This window comes from Pseudomonas sp. R1-43-08, from assembly GCF_003852255.1.
Taxonomy (GTDB): Bacteria; Pseudomonadota; Gammaproteobacteria; order Pseudomonadales; family Pseudomonadaceae; genus Aquipseudomonas.
The window spans coordinates 3,508,394-3,530,225 of record NZ_CP027734.1 but is presented as its reverse complement, the minus strand read 5'-3'; the positions used below and the strand labels follow the sequence as shown (position 1 = coordinate 3,530,225).

Sequence of the window (21,832 nt, the reverse complement as noted above, 5' to 3'; positions counted from 1 at the left end):
TTCGTTGTTTTGAGGAATATGAGAATGAACGGACCTCAAATTTCCATCGCGCGCAATCGGGCCCATTGATGAGCGTGATCGGGCCATCTGCTACCGCAACGTAGCCAGCTTATGGCCGAGGCAGAGCCCGCTCTCGGCGCCACTGTTCGGGAGGTTGGCCTACGTTCCGACGGAATAAGTGAGCGAAATGCGACGGGGATTCGTAGCCAACGGAGTTCGAGATTTCGAGCACTGACATGCGTGTGTGCTCAAGTAGCACCTGCGCTCGCTCCAACCTGATTCTTTGAACGTAGGCCAGTATGGATTCGCCCGTATGGCTAACAAAAAGGCGGGTGAGATGTCGACGCGACAGGTGAAACGTATCGGCAAGCACGTCGAGGGAATGAGGCTTGGTCAGGTTACCCGCGAGAAATTCCTTCACATCACGCACCAGCATGGCGCCATGTCGCTCTGTCGATGACCGTTGATTACTAGGCTGGCTGAGCGCGACGGCGAGACACTCCAGCAATAGGAGGTGATCTAAATGCACCGCGATGCGGCTGCGATCGACGAAAGATGTGGGCTGGCTGAGAGCCGTTTTTGCCCTTAACAAATGCTGTACGGGTGCCGACGTCTGCCAAACCCCTAACGTCGGCATTCGTAACAGACGGTTAGAGCTCCCCGACAAATCACGAAGCGCGAAGCGCATGTAATCTGGCTCGACGTAGAAAGCGACGTGATTCTGCGTGTCAGTCATGGATAAAGATGAATGTCCCCGTTCGGGGGGACCAACAAGAACTGGCCATCAATGAGGGTAGTAGCTTTGCCCGAGTCTTCGTCTTTGAAGCCCAGCAATCCCTCCCTGGGCACCATTAGCATGAACTCATCGTGCATATGCGCCCCGGTTTCATAAGCGCCGTTTGAGTTGAGAACGCTATATATCTCCCGCATCGAATAGCCCCTGTGTGCTTGGCTTTTAGCCAAAAAATAAGCAGGTTTCGCGCCACAGCTTAACGAGATCTACCCGATCAGAGATTTCCGGCGCAGAGGAGCCCGAAACCAACCCTCGCAGCCTAAGGGAGCAGGAAGACCACAATGCCAATAGCAAACTCGACCACAACGCTGTAACCAGCCGCTACCCCGAGTCCCCCATGAATCAGAAGTGCTGCGCCGTTGCATGGGCGCAGGTCTGGTCAAAGGTGAAGGCTTTGCCGTGGACGCCAGTATCATCAAAGCGGATGCGAGTCGGCAGCGCGGCGTACCGGGAGATGAGCAGGTCAACTGGAGCGATCCATCCCTGAGCACTCGCGCCGTGCGTGAGTACCTTGAAGGCCTCAATGGAGAGATGCTGGCCGAAACGCTACCGAAGCGCCTGTCCATTGCGCAGCGAATGGCGAGCCTTCAAGAATGAACGTTCACATGCACCAGGCAAAAAACCTCAAATTACCCAATAACAGAGCAGCAAAGGTCACCGAAGGGCCGAAAACCATCCAATGTGGTGAGTAGGTTGTCCGGTGGTGGGCGTGCCTGAGTTCAGGCCCTTAGTAAATCCGATTTTTTCCACAGAATCGGCCAAAAGCAAACGTTCGGAGCATGGAAATATTCCCTACTTGTCTAGGTCCCGTCCGCTCCCATTGTTGGTTCTTGTTGAACAGCTATGCCAATAAGTGGCGGATTATCTTTCTGATGAACCCGCTCAGTATTGCCTTACGCCCGCTACCCACCTCGTGAGGAACCTTCAATGAACTGTTCGCTGGTCAAGACGCAACTTATCCGCTGGTTAGCTCTGAGTACTGTTGGTCTTGCCCTTATTGGCTGCATTCCACAGGCACCGACCGACTCTGAAACCGTCTACCAGGACAGCCGCATGAACGCCTCCGTCACCTATTTGCACCTGCTTCGCCACACGCCGTTCTTTACCGAACTCAACGATGAGCAGTTGAAGTGGGTAATCAAGCACTCTCGCGAGTGGGATGCGCCCGCCGGCACTGTATTGGATAGCCGTGCAGCAGGTACGGCGGTATCTTCGGACCTCTGGGTTCTGCTCGATGGTGGCTGGCAGGTTGAAACTCAGACCAACGCCTATGCTGCTGGCAACGGTGCCCCTGGCAAATGGTATAGCCCTGCCCAAACACAGTCGGACAATCGCTTGGTGACAATCCAGCGCAGCTATGTGATGCGTATCAAGGCAGCCGATCTGCAGACAATGCTTGCGCAAAACTTTCCATTCGAGAGGCATCTGTCCATTGGCCGTGCGTGGTACGCGCATATCAGTGCAGCACAACCGCGAGCCGTGGCGCCGTAAGTGATGCGGCGCTTGTACCAGCCGACGCTCATGACAGCTTTTCGGTAAATCGTTCAGCTCTTGAAAATCTCTTTAAGCCAATCGACGAACACTCTCACGCGAGGCGAAAGGTGTCGATTTTGCGGGTATAGCACCGACACGGGCATGGGTGGTGGAGGGTTTTCCGGTAGTAGCTCACGCAGCACGTCGTTCTGCAACTCCTTGGCAACCCGGTATCGAGGTACCTGAATGAGTCCAATGCCAGCTACAGCAGAAGCCGTATAAATCTCCGCGCCGAACACCGAGATCGCAGTGGGAATAACCATCTCCTGCACCGCTGCGCCAATCTGAAACTCAAACGGAAAAGGTTTGCCGCTGGTTCGCGAGACGTAGTTGATTGCCTTGTGCTGAGCCAGGTCGGCCACTGTCTGTGGCTCACCATAGGTGTCGATGTACTTCGGGCTGGCACAGGTGACTTGAGGCAGGTCGATAAGATGCCTACCTATCAACGACGAGTCGGCTAGCGTCCCCGCGCGAATGACGCAGTCCACGCCTTCTTCAATCAGATCCACGAAACGATCGGTCTCGCTGAACGATAACTCAACCCCCGGATAACGCCGCATAAAATCGGGCAGCGAGGGGATGACGAAAAACCGCGCCAACGTGCCATGGAGGTCCACCCGCAAACGCCCCTTCGGAACGCTTTGGCGGAAGGCAAGTTCGGCCTCCTCCAGCTCCGCTAGCAGATTTACGCAGCGTCGATAATAGGCTTCGCCATCGAGCGTCGGACGCACGCGTCGGGTACTGCGCTCCAGCAGCCGAGTACCGAGCCACTGTTCGAATTGGTTCATCACATGGGTGAGCGTTGCCCGAGGTATTTCAAGGTCCTCGGAGGCGGCAGTGAAGCTACTGCGTTCGTAGATACGAACGAAGATTTTCATGGCACGAACCTGGTCCATCAAGTCACTTCTGATTGTTGCTTAGGAATAAACAGTATCGCCAACGTCTAGCCATTAGCCAAGTGAACAACCAATACTTCGGGGGGGCAGTGCTTAGAAACTGCAATGATCCCAAGCTTGAGTGATTTCAGCATGGAAGTGTCCATTAACTGTTTTCTTGTTTTACATGGCTTAGGTCCACGACAGTTACCTGCGGTTTTATTGGTTGTCATGTTCGATAGTCGGTCCTGACCGAGCGTTGAACGTTGCGCCAGTATGCGCAGGTTTCAACAGCCCTACGACACGGATCGTGTCCCTTTGGCAGGTGCTGAAACCCCAGCGCACTCCACTGAGCAAGAGCGTGAGCGCTTGAAGAACTTCAACAAAGACGGCATTCCGCCTGGCGCTTGCTGATCTGTTCGCCACTTGACCCAATAGGCAGGACGTTCTAGCTGGATGGCCTCGACGCCAGGTTCATGACCATCTCATTGCTCCGCTGAAAGCGACCTTGCCTGGTCAGCAGGTCTGGAATGTACTGCCTTACCTCCTTCTGCTGTCGGTTCAGGAACGCAGAGGACGGCAGGCTTCTTCCAGAACGGCGCGTACAGCCTGGCATAGCTCATCGGCCCCGGGCTTTTGGCGCAAGTCTCGAAGTTGTTGTTGAAGGGCGGTGAAAGCAGTTCCGTCGACGGCCTTTGCCAGGCTCAGTAGCGGGTCTGGCTGAATGTATTGCAGGTGGTCGGGCGCCATGTACAGCCCATTGAGGTTCTGGTAGTCAGCGTCGATCCAGGCGTACAGGTGATGGTCAAAGCGCTCGACAAAACGATAGCGGCCAAAGTCCATGATCTGCAACTGCAGGGGCTCGACGCTGGACTTCCCGGCCAGTTGTACATTGACGCCGTCGATCACCAGCGGCTTGCCTTGGTTGTTCGCCAGCAGCTGTTCCAATCGCTCGGTCACCTGGTTGCTGACCTTAAGTGTTGCGCCGTCGCGCTGCACCTGCAGTTTCCCATTCTCATGGCTGACGTGAAAACGCACAGCGCCACAGCTGCTGGCTGTCAGGCCATAACGCCTGAGACGCAGTTCGGCCTGCATCAAGGCGCCCGCCAGCTCGGGCCCTTGCCAGTAACGTTGCCACTGGCAGCGCGGGCGGGTGCAGGGGCGGCGCAATAACAGGACGGCGGGTTCGGATGGTCGACCGTCATGCCACAAGGCGTCGAAGCCCAGGTCAATAACGGCATAGGTCGGCAGCGGAGTGATCGCCTCTTTTGCATGAGTCATGGCCGCCAACACTAAGTGTTCCATCAGCACTTCATGCAGGGCTTCGGCCAGGGTCAGCAAACCGTTGGAATGGGGAAGCACGGGGGCTTCATCCGGGGGAACACCGAGGCCTTTGACGTCGAATAGCACCTGATCGCTGGAGGGTGAACAAAGCACCGCGGCCCTGCCATAGCGGGGCGGGCGCCAAGCCGGCGTGCGGCGGCCGTCGAGGGCGATCGGGGTGTTGATGCCTTGCGCCGCAGCTTGGCTGCTGGAGATAAAGGCTGCGTTGTCCAGCAGCCACTGGTCGATCTCGATGTGCGAGGAGGTATCCGTAGACGATCCCCAAAGCGTGCCGAAGTCGGCCCGAATCGCTGCATAGTTGGCGAACAGGACACGGGCGTCGGCCACCCCCAGCAGCTGTTCTTCGATTAACGCCTGGCCACTGTCGGCGTAGTCCGCAAGGTGCTGCACCCTTGGGCCGATAGTGAAAGGCTGGGCCAAGTCATGGGTGCGCGGACTCATGGCAGGTCTGCGGCCCAGGCCGCCAGCTGCTGCGGATGCTTGAGGGCAGCCAGGGGGTCGAGCAGTATCCAGTTGCGGTGCAGGTCCAAGGTGGGCCGTGGCCCCTGGGCTACCTCTGCGCGAGTGCCAAGCATGGGTAATTCCCTCAGAGGGCGCGGGGCTGGGGCACAGACGCCGAGGAGATCGGCATAAGGGCTGTAGCGAAGGTGTTCGAAGACCCGTGGGTCGCGGGTGCGGATCGGAATGAATTGCCAGCTGGGTGCCGATGGGTCTTGGGTGATCCAGGGATCCAGACCATATTGACGCAACCGCACCATTAACCCGGGCACCTGCAGCCGCAGCCTTTGGGTTCGCGCCTGGGCCGTTGCGACGGCCTGCATCAGGGCGGGCAGGGCGTGGACCGACAAGGGCGCAGTCGACGCCGGGCGTGGTCGCGAACGTTGGCCTGGCGACCAGACATCGATATCGGCATCCACTGGGGTGTCGCTGAACACTGCGCCGCCACCGCCGATATCCAGCGGCTTTCCGCGTCCCAGGGAAGTCACCACCCGTGACGCGCCAGGTCGATTGAGGTCCCAGGCGCCAGCGCTGTCTTCGATGATTGGCATCTGCGGGCCCAGTTGTCGGCGCAGGGCTGGAATATCGCAAGGCAAACCGTATTGATGAACGGCGATCACTGCATCCAGGCTGTTTTTATGACATTCCAGGGCGGCGCTGCTGAGCAGTAACTCAGCACCGTTTTCAATGATGACCGGGACCGCGCCGGTATTGAGCACAGCCGCCACCACCTGATGACAGGTAGCCGCCGGAACCGCCACCCGCCACTCGGTCGTGACACCCAATTGCCGTAGCGCCAGTTCCAGCGCTGCGGTGCCGCTGCCTAGCAGGGCTGCGTGACGGCGGGCGTAAAACTGTGCGAGCCAGGACGAGCACGGGAGCCTGTCGGCTTCCCGTGCCCGCCACTGACCATCGGCAGTGCTGGGCGCTACTTGCATTTGTCCATGGCGCACGCGGTCAGGGCTTCAACCTTGCACTTGTCCATGGCGCACGCGGTCAGGGCTTCAACCTTGCACTTGTCCATGGCGCACGCGGTCAGGGCTTCAACCTTGCACTTGTCCATGGCGCACGCGGTCAAGGCTTCGGCCCGTGACCCGCCAATGCGCCAACTGGTGAACTTGCTTTGCGCCAGGGTCGCACGCTTGACCACATCCAGGTGCAAGGTGCGGGCATCGTGATCGTTGCACTCAAGGAGAATCTCGTCCTCGGCCACCGCGAAGTGATCATGCAGCAGGCAGAGTCCGAAGCGATCCAGGTTGCCATGGCGCTCCAGTAGCTCATGCAGGTCATTGATGAATTGCACGTCAGACGCGCCCAATGGCGTAGCTTCGGCAAAGGAGGGATTGGTGTGTCCGTTCATAAGGTGTACTCCAATATGTTTGAGTTTAAACCTGTCAATGTCTTCCACCGTACTCAGTGCGTTTTTGCCTCATAGACCTCCTTGTTCCGGGGGAACCTTGTTGACCGATATCCAAAGATTTTCGATGCTCAGCAACGGCGGCTGGTTGTCTGAGGGCAATGCTCCCTGTGCAAGTTGGGTCGGATCGTCGGCGCTGAACGCGCGCAGGGTCAGCTCGACCCGGGCGTTGCCCTGGACAGTGACTTTTTCGGCCAGGCGCCAGCGATCGATGGCCTGGCTGAACGTGCTGATGAAGGCGGGCGGGGTATTCAGCGAAGTGCTCGCCGGCAACATCAGCGCGGCCGGCAGCACGGTGCGCGCGACGACTCCCTGCCCGGCGATGTCGTAGCTGTAGCGCCCCTCCATGCCCACCTGGACCGTGGTGCCGTTGCTGCCTGAACCCAGGGCGGCAAAAAACACATTCAAGTAATCCTCCAGACTCGCCTTCGCCACTGGCAGGCTGTCCAGGGAAAAGCTGTCCTGGATGATGTGGGGGCTGATGCTGTCGACAAAACGCACGACCGGTGTGGAGAAGCGGAACAGCGGGTTGGTGTGCAAGGTGCCGATCTGCGCGGCGGGGAACAGGATGCGGTTGCGCTCCACCGACAGCGAAGCCCACGCGTCCTGATGATCGAACACGTTGAGGGCCGGCAGGCTGGTGCGGCGCTCGTTGACCAGCAGCGCTTGCGCATAATCGAGCCATTTTGCCGGCACCACATTCTTGAGGCGATAACGGTAGGCGACCGCTCCGGGGATGTCCGGATCGATGACACTCACCGCCTCGTACTGCGTCGGATCTATTTCCACCCGTGGCGCCGGCAGGCTGACCTCGCCCCATTGCGCCAGGGTAGCGCTGATTCGGCCGGTACCTGGATCGTAGCTGGCCGCCACATCGTTGATGGTCATGTCCAGCAGCAGGGTCTCGGCCACCTCTTGACCGTCGACCATCACCCCGGCGAGCACTTGGCTGAAGGCGCAGGTCAGGGCCTGGGGAGGCACAAACGCGGTTTTACTGCGGATCGGACTGGCCCAGGCATGGTAGGCATCGGTGACCTCCTTGACGATGTACACGAAGGCCGCCACCGCATGCTGGGCCGCAGCGATTTGCAGCTCGGTCGGCTGGCTGACATTGATCCCGGTGAGGTTTTGCTGCATGGCCACTTCGATGCTCGGGTAAACAGTGACGAACTGGGCCAATGCGGCGACCAGGCTTTTACCGGTGCTGCGCAACGCGCCGTTGGTTGTCGGGGTGTTCAGGGCTATGGCGACGTTGAGGCTGTCCTGGGCGGCACCCCGGACCAGGGAGTCAAAGGCATAAGTCCACTTGCTCAGGTCCGAAGCACTTTGCGCCGGCTGTGCCCAGGCTGTCGCGGTCTGGCTCTGGACCGTCGGTGGTTCAGGCAAGGCTCTCAGCAGCACCGGCAGGTTCATGGTCTGCCCCCCGGCCAAGGGGATCAGCAATGGCCCGCAGATCAATGAAATCCAGTTCGATTGGGCGTAGCCGCTGATCCCCGGGACGCTGCGCATGTCGTGTTCCAGGTGACTGACCTGCAACGCCAGTTCCAGTGGTACATAGCTCCTTGCTGCCTCGTTGCGCGAATTGAACACAAACGCAAGGGCGCTTTCGCCAACCGAAGCCTGCAAGCGAATGCGCCCGCTGCCGAAGGCGTAGTTGTCGTTCCCTGTGCCGGGCGTTGACTGACTGGAACCCGAAACGGTCGGCTGGCCGTACAGCGACAACGTTTGGTCGGTGGCGCTGCCTTGCACGCAGAAGCCGACGATAGCGGTGGTGCTGTAGGCCGAGTACAGCTGGTTGAGCAAGCTCTGGCGCAGTTTTTCAGCCGCGGCGGCCAGGGTTGCCCCGTCTTGCGGACCTGCCGATAGCACCGGTTCCAGGGTGGACGCGATATCGTCAGCCAGCACCTGTTTGGCGCTGAGGATTTTGCCGAGATAACCGTCCTTGAGCGGGTCCTTGCTGCCCAGCAGGGTGTCGAGCAGGAACACCGAGGGGGCATAGGTCGGTGACAGGAAGCCGTCGATGGCCTTGAGGGCGGTTTCGAACCAGAGGTTCTGATCGACGCCCGTGAGGTTGAGTGTCGCCAGGTCATCGCCAGGGAACGGCTGGTCCGGCCGGTAGGTGGGGTAGATCTGCACGCTGTCGGAGGTCAGGCTGTTAGCGATCGGCCGGGCTGCGAAGTAGCCTGGGACCGGATCGATGCGGTAGCGAATACCTGCCGCGCCGTCCTGCTCGGCGAAACGGACGGCCCACAGCGTCTGGCTGCGTCCGTCCGGCGTGCTGCCGGGGTCTGCGGTGCCGCTGCCGACCCGTGTCAGCCAGGCGCCGGGGCGCAGGAACAGCGCCTCGAAGGCTGCAGCGAACACGCTATATCCACTGGTGCTGGCGGTCACTGGATCGGGGACCGGCAGCAGCGTACTGGTCACCGCCACGCCGCCTGCCAGGCCGGCGACATCCGGCGCCACCAGGGTCGAGGCCCGCCGCAGGCTGAGGGTCAGGCTCAGGGGCAGGATCGAGCCGGACGCGAGGTTATCGATATCCACTGCCAGGCACAGGCGCACGGTAGCGGGTGGTGCTGCAGTGGCGCCCTGGATCAATTGCCCGAGGTACAGAATCACCCCGTTGATGTAGTCCAGCAACGGCTGCGACTGGCTGACGTCAAGCTGGCTCAGCGGCTGGGCGAACAGGCTGTTGACCAGTTCCACGCTGACCGCGCGGCCGTTGCACCAGGGCAGGTTCAAGTCCTGGTAGGACTGGTTCAGTTGGTAGTAGATCAGGCTGAACATCTCCAGATCCTTACCGGCCTGGATCTTGATGTCGCCGCCGCCGGCCGGGTCGTAGCTGGAGGTGTCGAGGCTCAGGTGGATAACCAGTTGCACGCCGCCGGCAGCGGCTTCATAGGTGTAGAAGGCGCGGGTGTTGGGCCAGGCCGACAGGGCGATCAGGCGATCGTTGTAGCGCAACGGCAGCGGAGGATGGTTGAGGCTGCCACTGTAGCCGGGCGGCGGCTGCTGGAAGGGCGTCACGGTGATATTGCCAAAGATGTCCAGCCAGGAGAGGTTCACCTGGGCGAAGCTGCCCACACCTCGATAGGGGTTGTCGGAGGCGGACGGCAGGCCTGGGTCCACCGGCTGCGGGGCGGCATTGCTGGTGGCGCGGCGGGCCAGGCCAAGGGTTTGCTGATAGAAGTACTGGCTGTCCTCGGCCAGGGCGTTAAGGGCTTCGCGTCGGCTCTGCGGGTTGCGCATGGCTCGACGATGGATTTGCGCCTCGAGCTCATCCGCTCCAACGTCCGGCCGCTGTGGCCCGAAGGGCAGGGCCAGGTCGCTGGCGATGAACCAGGGCGAGCCGTCGATGCCTGCACTCAGCACCGAGTAAAGGTTGTACAGGTAGGCACTGGCATAACCGTCCGGGTCCACACTCGGGGAATCCACCGGTGGCGGGTTGTCACGCAGGACACTGAAAGCGGCATTGCCTTGATTGAACACCGCTTGCAAATCGAAGGTCCGGGTATCCAGCGTCAACGCACTGCCGCTCACCAGCAGCCCGACTACCCGCTCGGCGCCGACCGCCAGTGCATCGAGATCGAGCCCGTAGTAGTCGGCCAGGGACCGCAGGCTGTTGCCCGGTGCAAGGCTGCCGTCAACGACATAGACCAGTGCCGGGATGAACAGCGCCACGGTGCTGGCGGCGCTGACGCCGGGGTTGAGGGCCGCGATCTGCGCGGCGCTGACCGGTTGCAGTGCCCCCACCGAGTAGTAGCGGGCCAGATTGTCGAGGATTGCCGCGGGCACGCCATTGCCTGCGCTGGAATCGGCCGGTGTCACCAAGTGAATGATGCCGTCTATCGGTACTTGTGCGTTCGTGGTCAGTGTCGCGCCCGGATTGAGTTCGGCAATGCGTCCGGAGCCGATACCGTAGAACGTCGCCAGGCTTTCCAGGCTGTCACTGGCGCGGGTCGGCTGGCTGACACCGGCGGTGCTGGCCGAGCGCAGGGCCATGTGGCTGCCTTGCTGGATCACCGTATCGGTGGTGACAAAGGCATTGATGAAGTTGCACAGGCGGCCTAGCAGGGCACCCCGTGGATAGGTCATTACCAGGGTCAGGGTCGCCGTGCCACTGTCGTCGAAAATCCCATCGGGCAACCCGCTGGCGGCGATCACGTCGTAATAGCTCAAGTAGTAGCCGCCCGAACGGACGGTAGACAGTTCCCAGAGCAGTTTTACCACTTCCTGGGGGGATTGAGGATGCCACGCGGCCCCGCGTCGTCGGCCGTGCGCGGGGTCATCAAGTCGGGTGGCGGGTTGGTTTCGGTCGACAGGTTGGTCTGCGTCAGGAACGCGAGGAAGTCGCTCTGTGCCTGACTCAGCAGGTTGCTGGCCTTGGCATTGCCCTGGGGCATCAGCAGGAACTGGCCGCTGATGATTGACGTACCCAGCTCGCTCACCGCGCTCAACAGGCGCTCCAGTAATTGCGCATCGGTAGCCGAAGGGCCGAGCAGTTGGTAGGTATACGCCAGGCTGCTGCCATCGCTGGCGATTACGCCGGGCTCGGCCTGGGGCAGCCGCTTGATGGTGAAGTCCACCCGCGTCGCGTAGCTGTAGGAGGCTATTTCGCGGCGGGTGGTTTCGAGGGTTGCGGGGTCGGTTGACACTTCCCAGGGGGTGAAGGCCGGCAGGTAAGGCAGTTGCTGCGAGAGATCAGGCAGTTGCGCAGCGAGGCAGCCCACCCGCTGGTTGCTCAGTCGCACCAGGCCATCCGGCAGGGACCAGAGTATCGGTTGCACGCTGGGCGCCTCGTCGGTTGAGGCGCGCAGGTTTGGCTGGCAGAGGTCACGCAACTGCTGCAGGTCAGCGGTTGACCACAGGGAGATGCTTTTAACCGCATAGTCTTTCGGGCTGCGGGCAACGGTCGGCAGCAGGCTGATGCTCGGTGCCGGCTGGAACTTGCCTCGTTGCGCGTAGGCCAGCACCACGCAAAGGTTGCTGTAGGCCTCGTTCAGGTTCATTGAGCCGCTGCTGCCGCCGGCGATCGTTACGAACGACAAGTCGACACCATGGCTGCTGGCGTCCCGGCTCAGGCTGATGGGGAAGTCAGTCCCGGGCATCTGGTCGGTTGGCGTGGGGAACTGCTGGCCGGTGAGTTGATAGAGACCATAGGCGCTCTGGTTGTTTGGGTAGAGAAATTGCGCGCCCAGGCTCAGGCCGCCCATGCCTGCCGGGTTCGACGGCAGACGCAGGCCATAGGCCAAAAAGCGCGAAAGCATGCCGGCCAATTGGGCCAGTTGATCGGTGCCCACCACCACGGCCCACAGGTCCTGGGTAAAGAGGCTATCGAGGGCTGTCAGGGTGATCTGTTGCGTGGCAAATAGCGGCCCGACACTGACGTTCGCGGACAGCGGATCGCTGAACAGGGCCATGGCACTCACGCCAAAGCGTGCGCCGCTGCTGTTCAGGCTGTCGCCGGCGGCGGTCTGGTACGCCAGGCTCGGCAGCAGCAACGGTTGGCCCGGCAACAGCAGGTCGGCCATGATGTACAGCGCGCTGTCCTGGGCCAGTGCGGGCAGGTCGATTCCCAGGGCCCTGGCCAGGCTGTTGAACGTTTCTCCGGGCCCCGTGGTGTATTGGTGAATGTCGTTACCCACCATCAGGCTGACGAGTTGACCGGCGGCAATCACCGTCGAGTTGCCGTTGGCCAGGATCAAACCCGCCGCAGTGGTCGTCCAACGGGCTGGCACGGCGCTGTCGGACCAGGCCCGTGCGACGGTTGCCAGGGTGTCGCTGCTTTGCAAGGTATAGGCGGGCAGGGGGATGTGCAGAGTCAGCCCATCGGTCAAGGCGACTTCGGCGTTTGGCCGCAGAATATCGTCGAGAGTCAGGCTGTTGCCACGCGCTTCATTGGTCCATTGCAGGATCTGCTCGATGGAGTTGCCGTTGGCCGTGGCATAGGCGTAGTCGTCAAAGGCATTGAGGGCGACCTGCAATAGTTGCCGGCCAATAACCATGAAGGCATCGGTAAAAATCACGGCGGCCATCGATTCGTTGTCATCGTCCGAGGCGCGCAGCGACGGCGCGCGGCGCTCATCCTTGGCCGTGACAACGGCCGCCAGTTCCTTGAATAACTGCGCGACGTTGCTGCGATAGGTGCTGTTGGTGCCCACGTACTGGAGAAAGTCCAGGGTCGCGCTACCGGCGTTCGCCAGGGGGACGTTCAGGGACAGGCCGTCGAAGACCGGGAACAGCACCGAGCCGGCCTCCAGCACCTGCTTGATCTGCGCCTGGTTGGCAGCGTCGGGCAACGTGATGCTGACGTCGAAGGACGACAGGAACGTCAACAACTCGCTGATGCCGAACGGCGGGTTGGCCAGGTCGGCAAGGCGTTCGATATCCACTTCCAGCAGGGCCTTGTCCACCAATGTGCCGAGGATGTCGGCCAGGGTGTCCTGCTCGCTTCTGGCTGAGCCCAGGGTGCCGATCAGCCACGGCAGGTAATCGGCGCACAAACGCTCGAAACTGCTGGAGCCAACCGCCTGCCGTGTCTGTTGCGTCGGGGACGGTGCGTCCATGGTCAACAGGAACACGAAAGCACCTTGCTGGCCGCTGTAGCTGTTCACGCCTTCGTTGCACATCACGGTGAATTGCGGCGTCGCGTACAGGTTCAATGCCGGCTTGGTTGCACTGCGCGGCACCGACATTGCCTTGGGTGTGACGGCCCGTCGCTGGCCGGCGAGCTGCAGATGCCGAGCCTGGCGAGCCAGCAGCGCGGTCGGCTCGGCCCAGGGAGCCGGGCCGCTGTTGAGGGCATTGATCTCGAAGCGCGCCGAGACGTCGGCATGGAATGAAAAGCTGATGCTGAAACTGAACAATCCCAGGTCGATCTTGACCTTGACGCTGACTTCCACGGTGGCTCGGGCGGCGATAGGAATTGGCATGTAGCTCTCATACGTCAGCGAGAGCGACAGGGTGATGCGCACGTTGACCGCCGCCGAAATAATCGCGAAGTCGATGCTGCCGTAGAGCAGGCCGATGACCCCGACTGTGCCCTGGATCTTGAAGTAATAGTCGTCCTGCACACTGCTGTTGGCCGTGACCAGCGCGGTGGACGGGCGATAGGCGTGAAAGGCGGCAATAGTGCCCTCCAGGATGCCGAATACCGTCAGCGCGAAGCCGGCCTTGAGCGGCCCCTTGACGAAGTTGTAGCCCAGGCCCAGTTGCAGGCCCAGGCCGAAGACAATCACCGGGTCGAAAGTGCCCTGGGTGGTCTTCGGTACCTGGGTCGCGGTGACCGACGAGAGCTTGCCCAGGTAGAAACCACCGGCACCCAGCACTGGCACGCCGTACACGATCGCGCTAATCGAGAACGAGCGGCTGAAGTCGAGATTGTAGGGGAAGCCGATGTCGATGAAAAAATCGCCATTGGTATAGATCTTCACTCCGATCTCCGGCAGCACGATCGATACCGCACCGAAGTTCAGGTTGCGGATGCTGTCGGGAAAGGTCCATTCGATCTGGTAGACGCCCACATCGTCGGTGATTTTCTTGTAGAGGATGTCGAGCACCAGATTACCCAGCGCCTTGGCCTTCTCTCCGGCAAGGGCCAGGCGCAGGCCGTAGAGGTTGGGGTCGTTGAATACCAGCATCAGGTCGACGGTCCAGTCCTTGCCGGTCTTGAGCAGCAACAGTTGCCCGGCGATCAGCCAGTCGCTGTTGCGGTTGTAGTACGGCGTGCCCTTGGTACCGCTGTCGCCAGGGTTCAGCGGGTTGCTGGAACCGGTGGTTGAAGGCACCGCTTTCAAGGCGTCGATCACCGCTTTGGTATTGGCGAAGCTGTCGTAGCCACTGATGGCTACGCGTTGGCCAAGTACCAGCAACGGCAGGCTGAAATAGTCCGTACCTTGGCCTGGAACCGAAGGCAGCTTGTCCACGGGCTGGCCTTTCTGGGGATCCAGCAGGTTGCTCCAGTCCTGTTGTTCCTCGGGATTGTTGCCTTTGAACACCGAGGAGCCGTCGATGCCCAGGGTGATTTTGTCAACACCGTCGACCTTCTTGCGCTCGAATACCAGGCCGTCGATGCTCATGAAGCCCAGGTCGATCTTGCTCGCCAGGGTGTATTTGGCGGCGATGGTCGGCGTGCTGCCATTGCTGGTTTCCAGGCTGATGACCAGCGACAGGCCGTCGAGGGAGACCTGGTTGAGCACGTCCCAGGGTGAGTCGAGCGTGAAGTAGGGGTCGCCCAGGGACTGCATGAGTTTCTGGATCAGACGCCCCAGGCTCCAGTTTTTCAGGGTGAAGGTCAGGGTTTTCTTGTCGACCTGATAAATCGCCGTCAAGCCTTCCCAGGACAGGCTCAATTGGGCATTGCTGCCCTGATTGTCGGGCGCAAAGCTATAGCCCAGCAGCACGCTGTCGTTGAGGAAGCTGAAATCCCACAGCGTAGTGGCGCTGCCACTGTACTGCTGCTGGGCGGGTTTGCTGGCGTCGTAGCTCAGGCTCAGGGTGGCCAGGGTGTCGACGCTGAAGGCCTGGCCCAGGTTGAAGGTCCAGCGCAGGCTACCGGCGACGGTGTAGCGGTCGATCGGCGTCGCACCGGTGGCAAGAGTGGCGTCCACCTCAAGCGTGTCGACCAGCAGGGTGCCGGGCAGGAAATCGGGGAATGTGAAGGCGCCACCGAAGCTGAGGAATTGGCTGACCAGCTGTTGCACATCCACCGGTTGCGCCAGCCGTGCGGCGACTGTCCAGGTGGCTGGGGACTCGGTGCCGTCATAGTCGATGCTGGCGTTGGCGAAATACGGCCCGATGCCGACCAGTCCGCCGATGCCTGCCTGGTAAGTGGTGACCGGCGCGGTATTGGCCACACCGCTGGCACTGGTGGGGGTGGTGGCCTTGATATAAAGCTGACCGTCGGTGACCGAGAGTATCGGCAGGCCGTCGAGCGTGAACAGGTTCAGGTCCAGTTCGAAGCCGGCGTTGAAGGCATAGCTCTTGGCGCCCACGTCAAGGCTCAGGCCTACGTCGGACAGCGAGGCATCGACGAAGCTTTTGGGAATGCGGATCAAACCCAGGGTGAGCGCGGCAATCAGGTCGTTGAGATTGGCGGTACCGTCGAAACGTGCAAGCAGCTGGAGGTCGGAATTGAATTGGACGAAGAACAGGCCGTTTTCTCCGGTGGTCTTGCCCTTGAACACCTCGGGTAACAACAGGAACTGGGTCTGGAACAGAAAACTATAGGCACTGCCCTGGGGAAGATAGTTGATGCCCCACACCAACTCGAAATCGGTGACGCCGAAAACCAACTGGTTGGTCGGGTCCTGCAAGGGGACCCAAGGGTGCTCGGCATTGATCACCGTCGGGTCTGCCCCCAAGGTCACGCTGGCGCTGCTCAGGGCCAGGCTGGGGCTGGTGGTGCCGCTGAGGCTGAGGCTACGCAGGCCGATCCCGGAGAGAAACTGCTGCAAGACTGGTGGCGTTCCCGTGAAGAAACTGCCTTTGTTGTCCAGCAGTCCGATGACCGTGGCCGGGGTCAACAGGGCGCTGCCGTCGTCGCTGTGACCGAGGTAGAAATTGAACGCGTTGCCATTGTTGATCTGGGCCAGGGCGCGCATCTGGTAGTCGATGGATTGACCGCGCTGGTCCGTCAGGCTCAGGTCGAGGCCCAGATACAGGCTGACCTGCTGGTCGTAGAAGGCTTGCGCCGGGTCGTCGCCGTCCTGCAGCTCCGGTGGGCCGATGATCAACCCGAAAATCGGCGCACCGACACTCAGATTAAACAGTTTCAAACCGCTGTCCGCGCCGAGGAAAGGCGCCTCCAGGGTCGTGGTCGGCATGAAAATATCGATCCCGTCGACCTTGGCGAAATCCATGCTGCCGCTAAAGGGCAGGGCCAGGGTTGGAAAGCCCAGGCCCTGCACCACCGCGACCGCATTGTTGAGCTGGGCGGGCGGCGTCAGGTTGGCGGCAAAACCCTGGCAGGGACCCAGGTTGTCATTGAAGGTGAACACCGCGTTGCTGATCACGGCCCACTTGAAGGGAGTCCCGGTGGCAAAATTCGACAGATCGGACCAGGTCCAACTGGCCGGCGTGGTGACGATCTCCAGGCTCAGGGCCTGCGCGCCGTCGATGCCGCTCAGGCCGAAGGTCAGCACCAGCCCCTGCTGCACGTCCTGCTGCAGAAACCGCGCACTGACGCCCGTGACCTTGAACGTCTGGCTGGTCGGGTTCAGCGGTTGCACGCTTTGCGCTGTCAGGCTGATCGACAATCCGGCGACAGACGATTGGAAGGCCGCGTTGAGGTCGCTGTCCAGGCTCTCGGAAACGCTGACGCCGGCATCCGCCAGGCCTGCGATCAGGTAGTCACGGGTGAGGAGGATCGGGGCGCCGGCATCGCGAGTCAGTGCCGCGGCGAGGTTGCTCAGTGGGTTGTTGGCCATCTGTCTTCTCCTTGAATCAGACCGTCACGAACAGGGCCAGGTGATCGCTGGTGGAGCGGATGTGCCCCATGTTTCGCCAGCCACGGAAACGTTGCCGGTCGCCAGCGGCGAATGCCGGCGCCGGTGATGGCGGCCAGCCGAGCGGAGGCGCCTGGAAATCGCTGGCGATGGCCACCATGCCCACGGGCGCACCGCCAGGCGCGGGGTTGACCACATTCAGCGGCGTGCCGACCACGGTGTTGGCGATGGTGAAGTTCCCGGCCGCGCCGCCACGCACCAGGATGTTGTCGATCGAATACAGGTTGCTGCTGCTCGACGAGCCGATGTAGCGGTAACCCGGATAAGGCACGGCTCCCACGTTGGTCGACCAGAAGATCGTCGATTTCTTGCTCTTGAGGTGGGTGGCGAAATAGCCCATGTAGGCATCCAGGGCCGGAGGCGGGGCCGCAGCCGGTGGCTGCAGTTGCAGGGCGTACCCCAGGCCCGTGAGCGGGGCGTAGCGCAGTGGATCATTGCCGGTCTGGCTCAGCAGGTTGACATTGAAATCACCGGTGATGACCCGGGTTTCCAACGCGCCCAGGGCGGCGCTGATGTCACGCACGTTGGCCAGACCGTTGAGGTAGGCATTGGCCGCCACGTACTGCGGCGGCGAATGGATGGCAAACAGCGTGAGGTTGCGCTGCACCACCACGGGCGGGCCGTCGACGGTTTCACAGAACGTCACCATATAGGGTTCGCGCAGGCCGCCATAGTTGAGGGGCGCGCCGAGGTTATCGACGAAATCGACCCGCGCCGCGCACCGGCTTTCGGACAGGTTGCCGGGGTTCAGGGCGGCAGGGGGAATAGCGCGACCGGCGACGGTAAAACAAGCGTTGGTCTGCAGCGGCGGGTAGTTGCCGGCGGCGGGCGCAGGCAAAACGGTGGGGTTGAAGCTGATGCCATTGCCCGCTGGTGACCAGGCGTTGGGGCCGGTGAACAAGCGTCTGCCGGCCGCCACGCCGGGGCCCGCCGGGATCACCGGTTTGTAGAACACCGCGACGCCCTCGGCTCGCCCGGCCTGGCCGACCACCAGGGGCGGCACCAGGTTCCAGGCAAGCCCGGTCAGGTTGCGGATGCGCAACAACAGCTCCACGCAACCTTGCCAGCCGCCGGTTGGGGAAATCAGTGAGCCTGGGCCGTGGCTCGGGCCGCTGGCGGTCTCTACCACCACGAAGATGTCCGGGTTGAAGGCAGTGATATGGGCCAGGATCAGCGCCAGTCGGTCCGCAGCGTTCAGGTCGGGAATAAACGCCCCGGCGCGGTTCCGCTTGGTGCTCAAGGGGCGGATCTTGTTATAGCCGAAGCTCTCGATGTTCCAGTACAGGACGCGCGTCATGAGGCGATCTCCGATGGCCCGGTCAGTGCCGGATGCGTGGACGTATCCAGCGCCAGGGCCAGCAGGCGCTCGGTGTCGCTGTCCGGATCTTTGACGTAGGCGGCATACCAGCCCAGGCTGCCGGAGGACTGAGGGTCGCCAAACAGGAAAAACTGCAGGGTCGCCCCCGGGGGCAACTTGGCGATGCCGAGGATCTTGATGCCGATATCGGTCAGTTGCAGGTTGAAGAATTTCGCCTGCGGATCGGGCTGCCCCGGTATGGTCTGGTAGAGCAGTTTGATCGGTCCGGTGGACACCTTGATGATTCCCTGCAGGGAAAACACGCTGGCGGATGGCGCGGCACCCGGCAGGCTCAAGCCAACGAAGAGCATGGGGTTGGCGTCGGTGCTCTGGCTGTCGGGCGACCAGGCAACCAACAGGTCGGACTCGAAACCAGCGCCCGAGACCAAGGCGCCGGGCGATCCCATGGTGACTTTGTAGACAATGCCCGACCAGGCTCCGGACATAGGCTTGAGCGACAGGTTCTCCGGCAGGACCGGGAGAAAACCGTAATCCGCGGGTTTCTTCTGTTCCGGCGCCTGGATGAATTGCTTGAGCTGCAGGGTCAAACCCTTGTAGAGGCTTTTGCCGCGAACCTGGCTGGTGACCGGATCGAATCCCAGGTTGCCGGGATCGAAGCTGAAGCTCACGGCGTTAGGTGTGGCGCTGGGAAAACTCATGCCGATCTGCAGGTTGGTATAAGCCAGGCCCTCGTTGCTCGCACTGCCGTCTTCGCTGCCAAAGGACAACAGGTCGAATGGCCCGGAGGAGGTCTCGAGCAGGGCGAAGTCCAGCTTGCCCCACATCAGGAAACGACTGGCGGTGGTGACGCCGCTGTCCGGGCTGCCCAGGGTGTTGAACTGGATGCGATTGACGGATGCGGCCGGCAGCACGTTGCTGTCCAGGTTGAACAGGTAGCTCTGGCTTTGTTCGAAAACATAGGTGGTGGTGTCGTTTTGTTGCAGGGCGCTGCCGTCGAGGACCATGGCATTTACGGCACTCGGATTTTCAGCGCGTCGCGTGGCCTGGATCGCTGAACCGAACAGGCGGTCCAGGCTCAGTTGGATACGACTGTTGAAGGTCACCAGCCTGGACTGACGAAACAGTGCCTGGAGCTGGAGGACGCTGAAGGCATAACCTTCGGTCGTGGCCAGGGCGATGGGCATGTCGGCGTCCGCGCCGTTGGCCCGGGCCTGTTCATAAGCCGGGTTCTGATAGTCGATCAGTCCAAAGAGATTGGAAATGCCCTGGATATCCAAGGTGTCGTCCTGATGGCTGATGCGACTGACGCTGGCGCCGAAGTGGTGGGCGAGAAAGCGGCTGTAATCGATGCCGGCGGCGATCCCGGCCAATTGCTCGGGGAGGCTGTCCAAGGGCAGGTCGGCGTTGAGCACCATAAAGCCTTTCCATTCGGGGTCGTTGACCTGGGCGACGAAGTCCGCATAGAGGCTGTCCGGTGTGGCGGCGGCCTTGAGCTCGGCGGCGCTGATGAAGTCCTGCAGCCACTGGGACAAACCGGTGTAGGCCAGGGTCTCAAGCCCCGGCACCAGATCTGCGGTTTTCGAGAACGTCTCGGGCAGGGTCCAGCGGTTGGGATTGTCGATGCGCTCTTTCAGGCTGCCACTGCAATATTTCATGATCAGCACGTTGCGGTAGCTGGTGGTTTGCACGCCGGCACCGATATTGGCGATGAAGTGCCAGTCGGCGATCTCCATGTGGTTGCTGAACGTTGCGCCCTGGGTGAAAAACGGTTGCGGGTTGACGCCGACGAGAAATAACTGATTGGTTTGCAGCGCCTCGTGCAGTGCCTCGGTGGGCTGTTCGAAGGCAAAATCCAGCATGCTCTCGGCAGATTTCGAGCGTGCCAGCAGCACTTTGCGGTAGCCGATACCGTCCGGATCCAGGTCCACCAGCAAGCCTTGCGGTGTGGTCGCCCGATCGGGTTTTTCGGCCGCGCCAGCCGGGGCCCGTTGCAGCCGTTTGAGCCGTGCGGCCCGCCTGCCCGGCAGGGTGGCGGCGCTGATCAGGCTCTTGCGCGAGGCGGCAAGAATCTCGCTCTCGAACTGGGTCAGATTGACGCCCGTCGTATTGGTCATGCCGGCATACGGCACCAGGGGGAAGGCGAAGCCTGGGGTTTGCGGGAGCGGTGTGCGTGGCGCGGCGGGGGCCAGCATCACGGTGTCGCCAGCGGCTGCGGCCTGGCCATAAAGCGGGCTGCCGTCGGGCTGTGCGCTGTAGGCCGGGATGGAGGCGCCGGCAATCAGGCTGCTCCAGGAGGTCCGGTAGTCGCCGGTCAGCAGGGCGGTGACCGCGCCACTGGTGGGGGACACCAGGCTGCTGGTCGGGAATGGGAAGATGGGTGCATACGCCGATTGAGCGGCGAGCAGGCGTATGCGGTCATTTTCAGTGGGACTGGCCGCAGGATTGTAGTTGGAAAAGCTCAGCCATTCGGTACCGAAGATGCCGCACAACAGCGATTGCCCGACGGCGGCGGGAAGGGTCGGCACACTCAAGCCATAGTCACCGCTCAGGGTGAGGCTGTAGCTCGCGCCGTCATCACAGAACACCAGGCTGGCCGCGTGGGGCAGGGGCCAGCCATTGGCATCGAGGCCATTGAGCGGGACCAGATTGATGGGGTTGCCGGCAGTGCTGCGCCATTGACTGGGCAGCGAGGTGCTGCCGGCAGCGGCAAAGGCCAGGCCGGTTCGGATCAACCCGGCGGCCAGTTGCGTTGCACTGATGTGCTGGTTCAGCCGGTCCAGCGGGTCGAGGACACCGCCCATGTTCAACGTGGCCGGCATGCCGATCGGGTTGAACACCGGGTAGTTGAGTAGGGTGTTGCCGTTCCCGGTGTTGACCACATAGGCAAAGCCGGTCTGGAAATACCGCAGCGCAGCCACAGGGTTGTAGGTCAAGGCATAAACCAGGCTTGCGGCCTGGCTACCGTCCAGCGGTACATAGGCCAACGGCTGCTGCGGGGGAGTCAGTTGCAGGCCGCTGTCTGCCTGCAGTTTGTCGTTGAAGCCCATGCTGATCCCGGTACTGGACTTCAGGCGCAACGCGTTGAGGTCGGCATCGTATTTGACGAAGGTGCCGAAGTTGATGAAGAAGGTCAGGCGATCGCCGAGCTTTATGTTGAGGTTGTTCTGCACTTGGCAGGACGTCCCCAGGCTGATGCGCAACCCATAGTCGTTGAAGCGTTTGGGCGCCGGCAGGTTGCTGCCCGGCAACCAGAGCAGCGCCCTGCCGACGAAGTTGCGCTGCTCGACGGCAAACAGAAAGGCATAGAGGGCGGTGACAAACGCCGACGGGTCGCTGCTTAGGCTGACCGGCTCGCTGGGGGCAAACAGGTAATGGCCGGCCTGCTTATCGAACGCATCGGCAGGGCTCAGGCTGGCCGGCAAATCGGCGGGTAGGGTGCCTTGGGGCATCACGTAGCCGCGCCAGCCATAACCACTGTCATCGGGCAGCGCATAGGCCGCGCTGTTGGCAATTTGCTGATAGTCGGATGGGGTGGTGGCGCGGCTGGTCATG

The 21,832-nt window shown here is 61.6% G+C and carries 10 protein-coding genes and 1 pseudogene; 2 read left to right on the top strand and 9 right to left on the bottom strand.

What is annotated here, in order from left to right:
- Nucleotides 1-109: 109 nt before the first annotated feature.
- Nucleotides 110-436: a helix-turn-helix domain-containing protein gene (locus C4J87_RS26430; RefSeq protein WP_256680096.1), complete on the bottom strand. Its 327-nt coding sequence runs from the start codon at nucleotides 434-436 to the stop codon at nucleotides 110-112.
- A gap of 699 nt (nucleotides 437-1,135) precedes the next feature.
- Here C4J87_RS26430 and C4J87_RS16070 point away from each other — a divergent pair.
- Nucleotides 1,136-1,360, top strand: a pseudogene (locus C4J87_RS16070) (IS5/IS1182 family transposase); the annotation flags it as partial.
- Nucleotides 1,361-1,720: 360 nt separating this feature from the next.
- Entirely contained in the window at nucleotides 1,721-2,284 is a 564-nt protein-coding gene (locus C4J87_RS16065; RefSeq protein WP_218566962.1) for a hypothetical protein, read from the top strand.
- A gap of 53 nt (nucleotides 2,285-2,337) precedes the next feature.
- On the opposite strand, the gene C4J87_RS16060 is transcribed toward C4J87_RS16065, so the two are convergent.
- From C4J87_RS16060 to C4J87_RS16025, 8 genes are all read right to left on the bottom strand, one after another.
- Nucleotides 2,338-3,222 (bottom strand): LysR family transcriptional regulator, encoded by an 885-nt coding sequence (locus tag C4J87_RS16060; RefSeq protein ID WP_124367589.1) that lies wholly within the window; start codon nucleotides 3,220-3,222, stop codon nucleotides 2,338-2,340.
- A 540-nt stretch (nucleotides 3,223-3,762) separates the two neighbouring features.
- The gene (locus C4J87_RS16055; RefSeq protein WP_124367588.1) at nucleotides 3,763-4,986 is read right to left on the bottom strand and encodes a hypothetical protein; all 1,224 of its coding nucleotides are present in this window, start codon (nucleotides 4,984-4,986) and stop codon (nucleotides 3,763-3,765) included.
- On the bottom strand, nucleotides 4,983-5,981 hold the full coding sequence (locus C4J87_RS16050; RefSeq protein ID WP_124367587.1) for a DegT/DnrJ/EryC1/StrS family aminotransferase: 999 nt from the start codon (nucleotides 5,979-5,981) through the stop codon (nucleotides 4,983-4,985). The genes C4J87_RS16055 and C4J87_RS16050 overlap by 4 nt, the downstream gene beginning before the upstream one ends.
- Nucleotides 5,972-6,403 carry a hypothetical protein gene (locus C4J87_RS16045; RefSeq protein ID WP_256657419.1) on the bottom strand — a complete coding sequence of 144 codons (432 nt, stop codon included), beginning with the start codon at nucleotides 6,401-6,403 and terminating at the stop codon, nucleotides 5,972-5,974. The genes C4J87_RS16050 and C4J87_RS16045 overlap by 10 nt, the downstream gene beginning before the upstream one ends.
- A gap of 69 nt (nucleotides 6,404-6,472) precedes the next feature.
- Entirely contained in the window at nucleotides 6,473-10,636 is a 4,164-nt protein-coding gene (locus C4J87_RS16040) for a hypothetical protein (RefSeq protein WP_124367586.1), read from the bottom strand.
- A gap of 44 nt (nucleotides 10,637-10,680) precedes the next feature.
- Complete coding sequence (locus tag C4J87_RS16035) at nucleotides 10,681-16,884, bottom strand: hypothetical protein (RefSeq protein WP_124367585.1); 6,204 nt, start codon at nucleotides 16,882-16,884, stop codon at nucleotides 10,681-10,683.
- Nucleotides 16,885-16,900: 16 nt separating this feature from the next.
- Nucleotides 16,901-18,259, bottom strand: a complete 1,359-nt coding sequence (locus C4J87_RS16030) for a hypothetical protein (RefSeq protein ID WP_124367584.1) — start codon at nucleotides 18,257-18,259, stop codon at nucleotides 16,901-16,903.
- Entirely contained in the window at nucleotides 18,256-21,831 is a 3,576-nt protein-coding gene (locus C4J87_RS16025; protein ID WP_124367583.1) for a hypothetical protein, read from the bottom strand. Before C4J87_RS16025 ends, C4J87_RS16030 begins: the two co-directional genes overlap by 4 nt.
- Nucleotide 21,832: the final 1 nt, after the last annotated feature.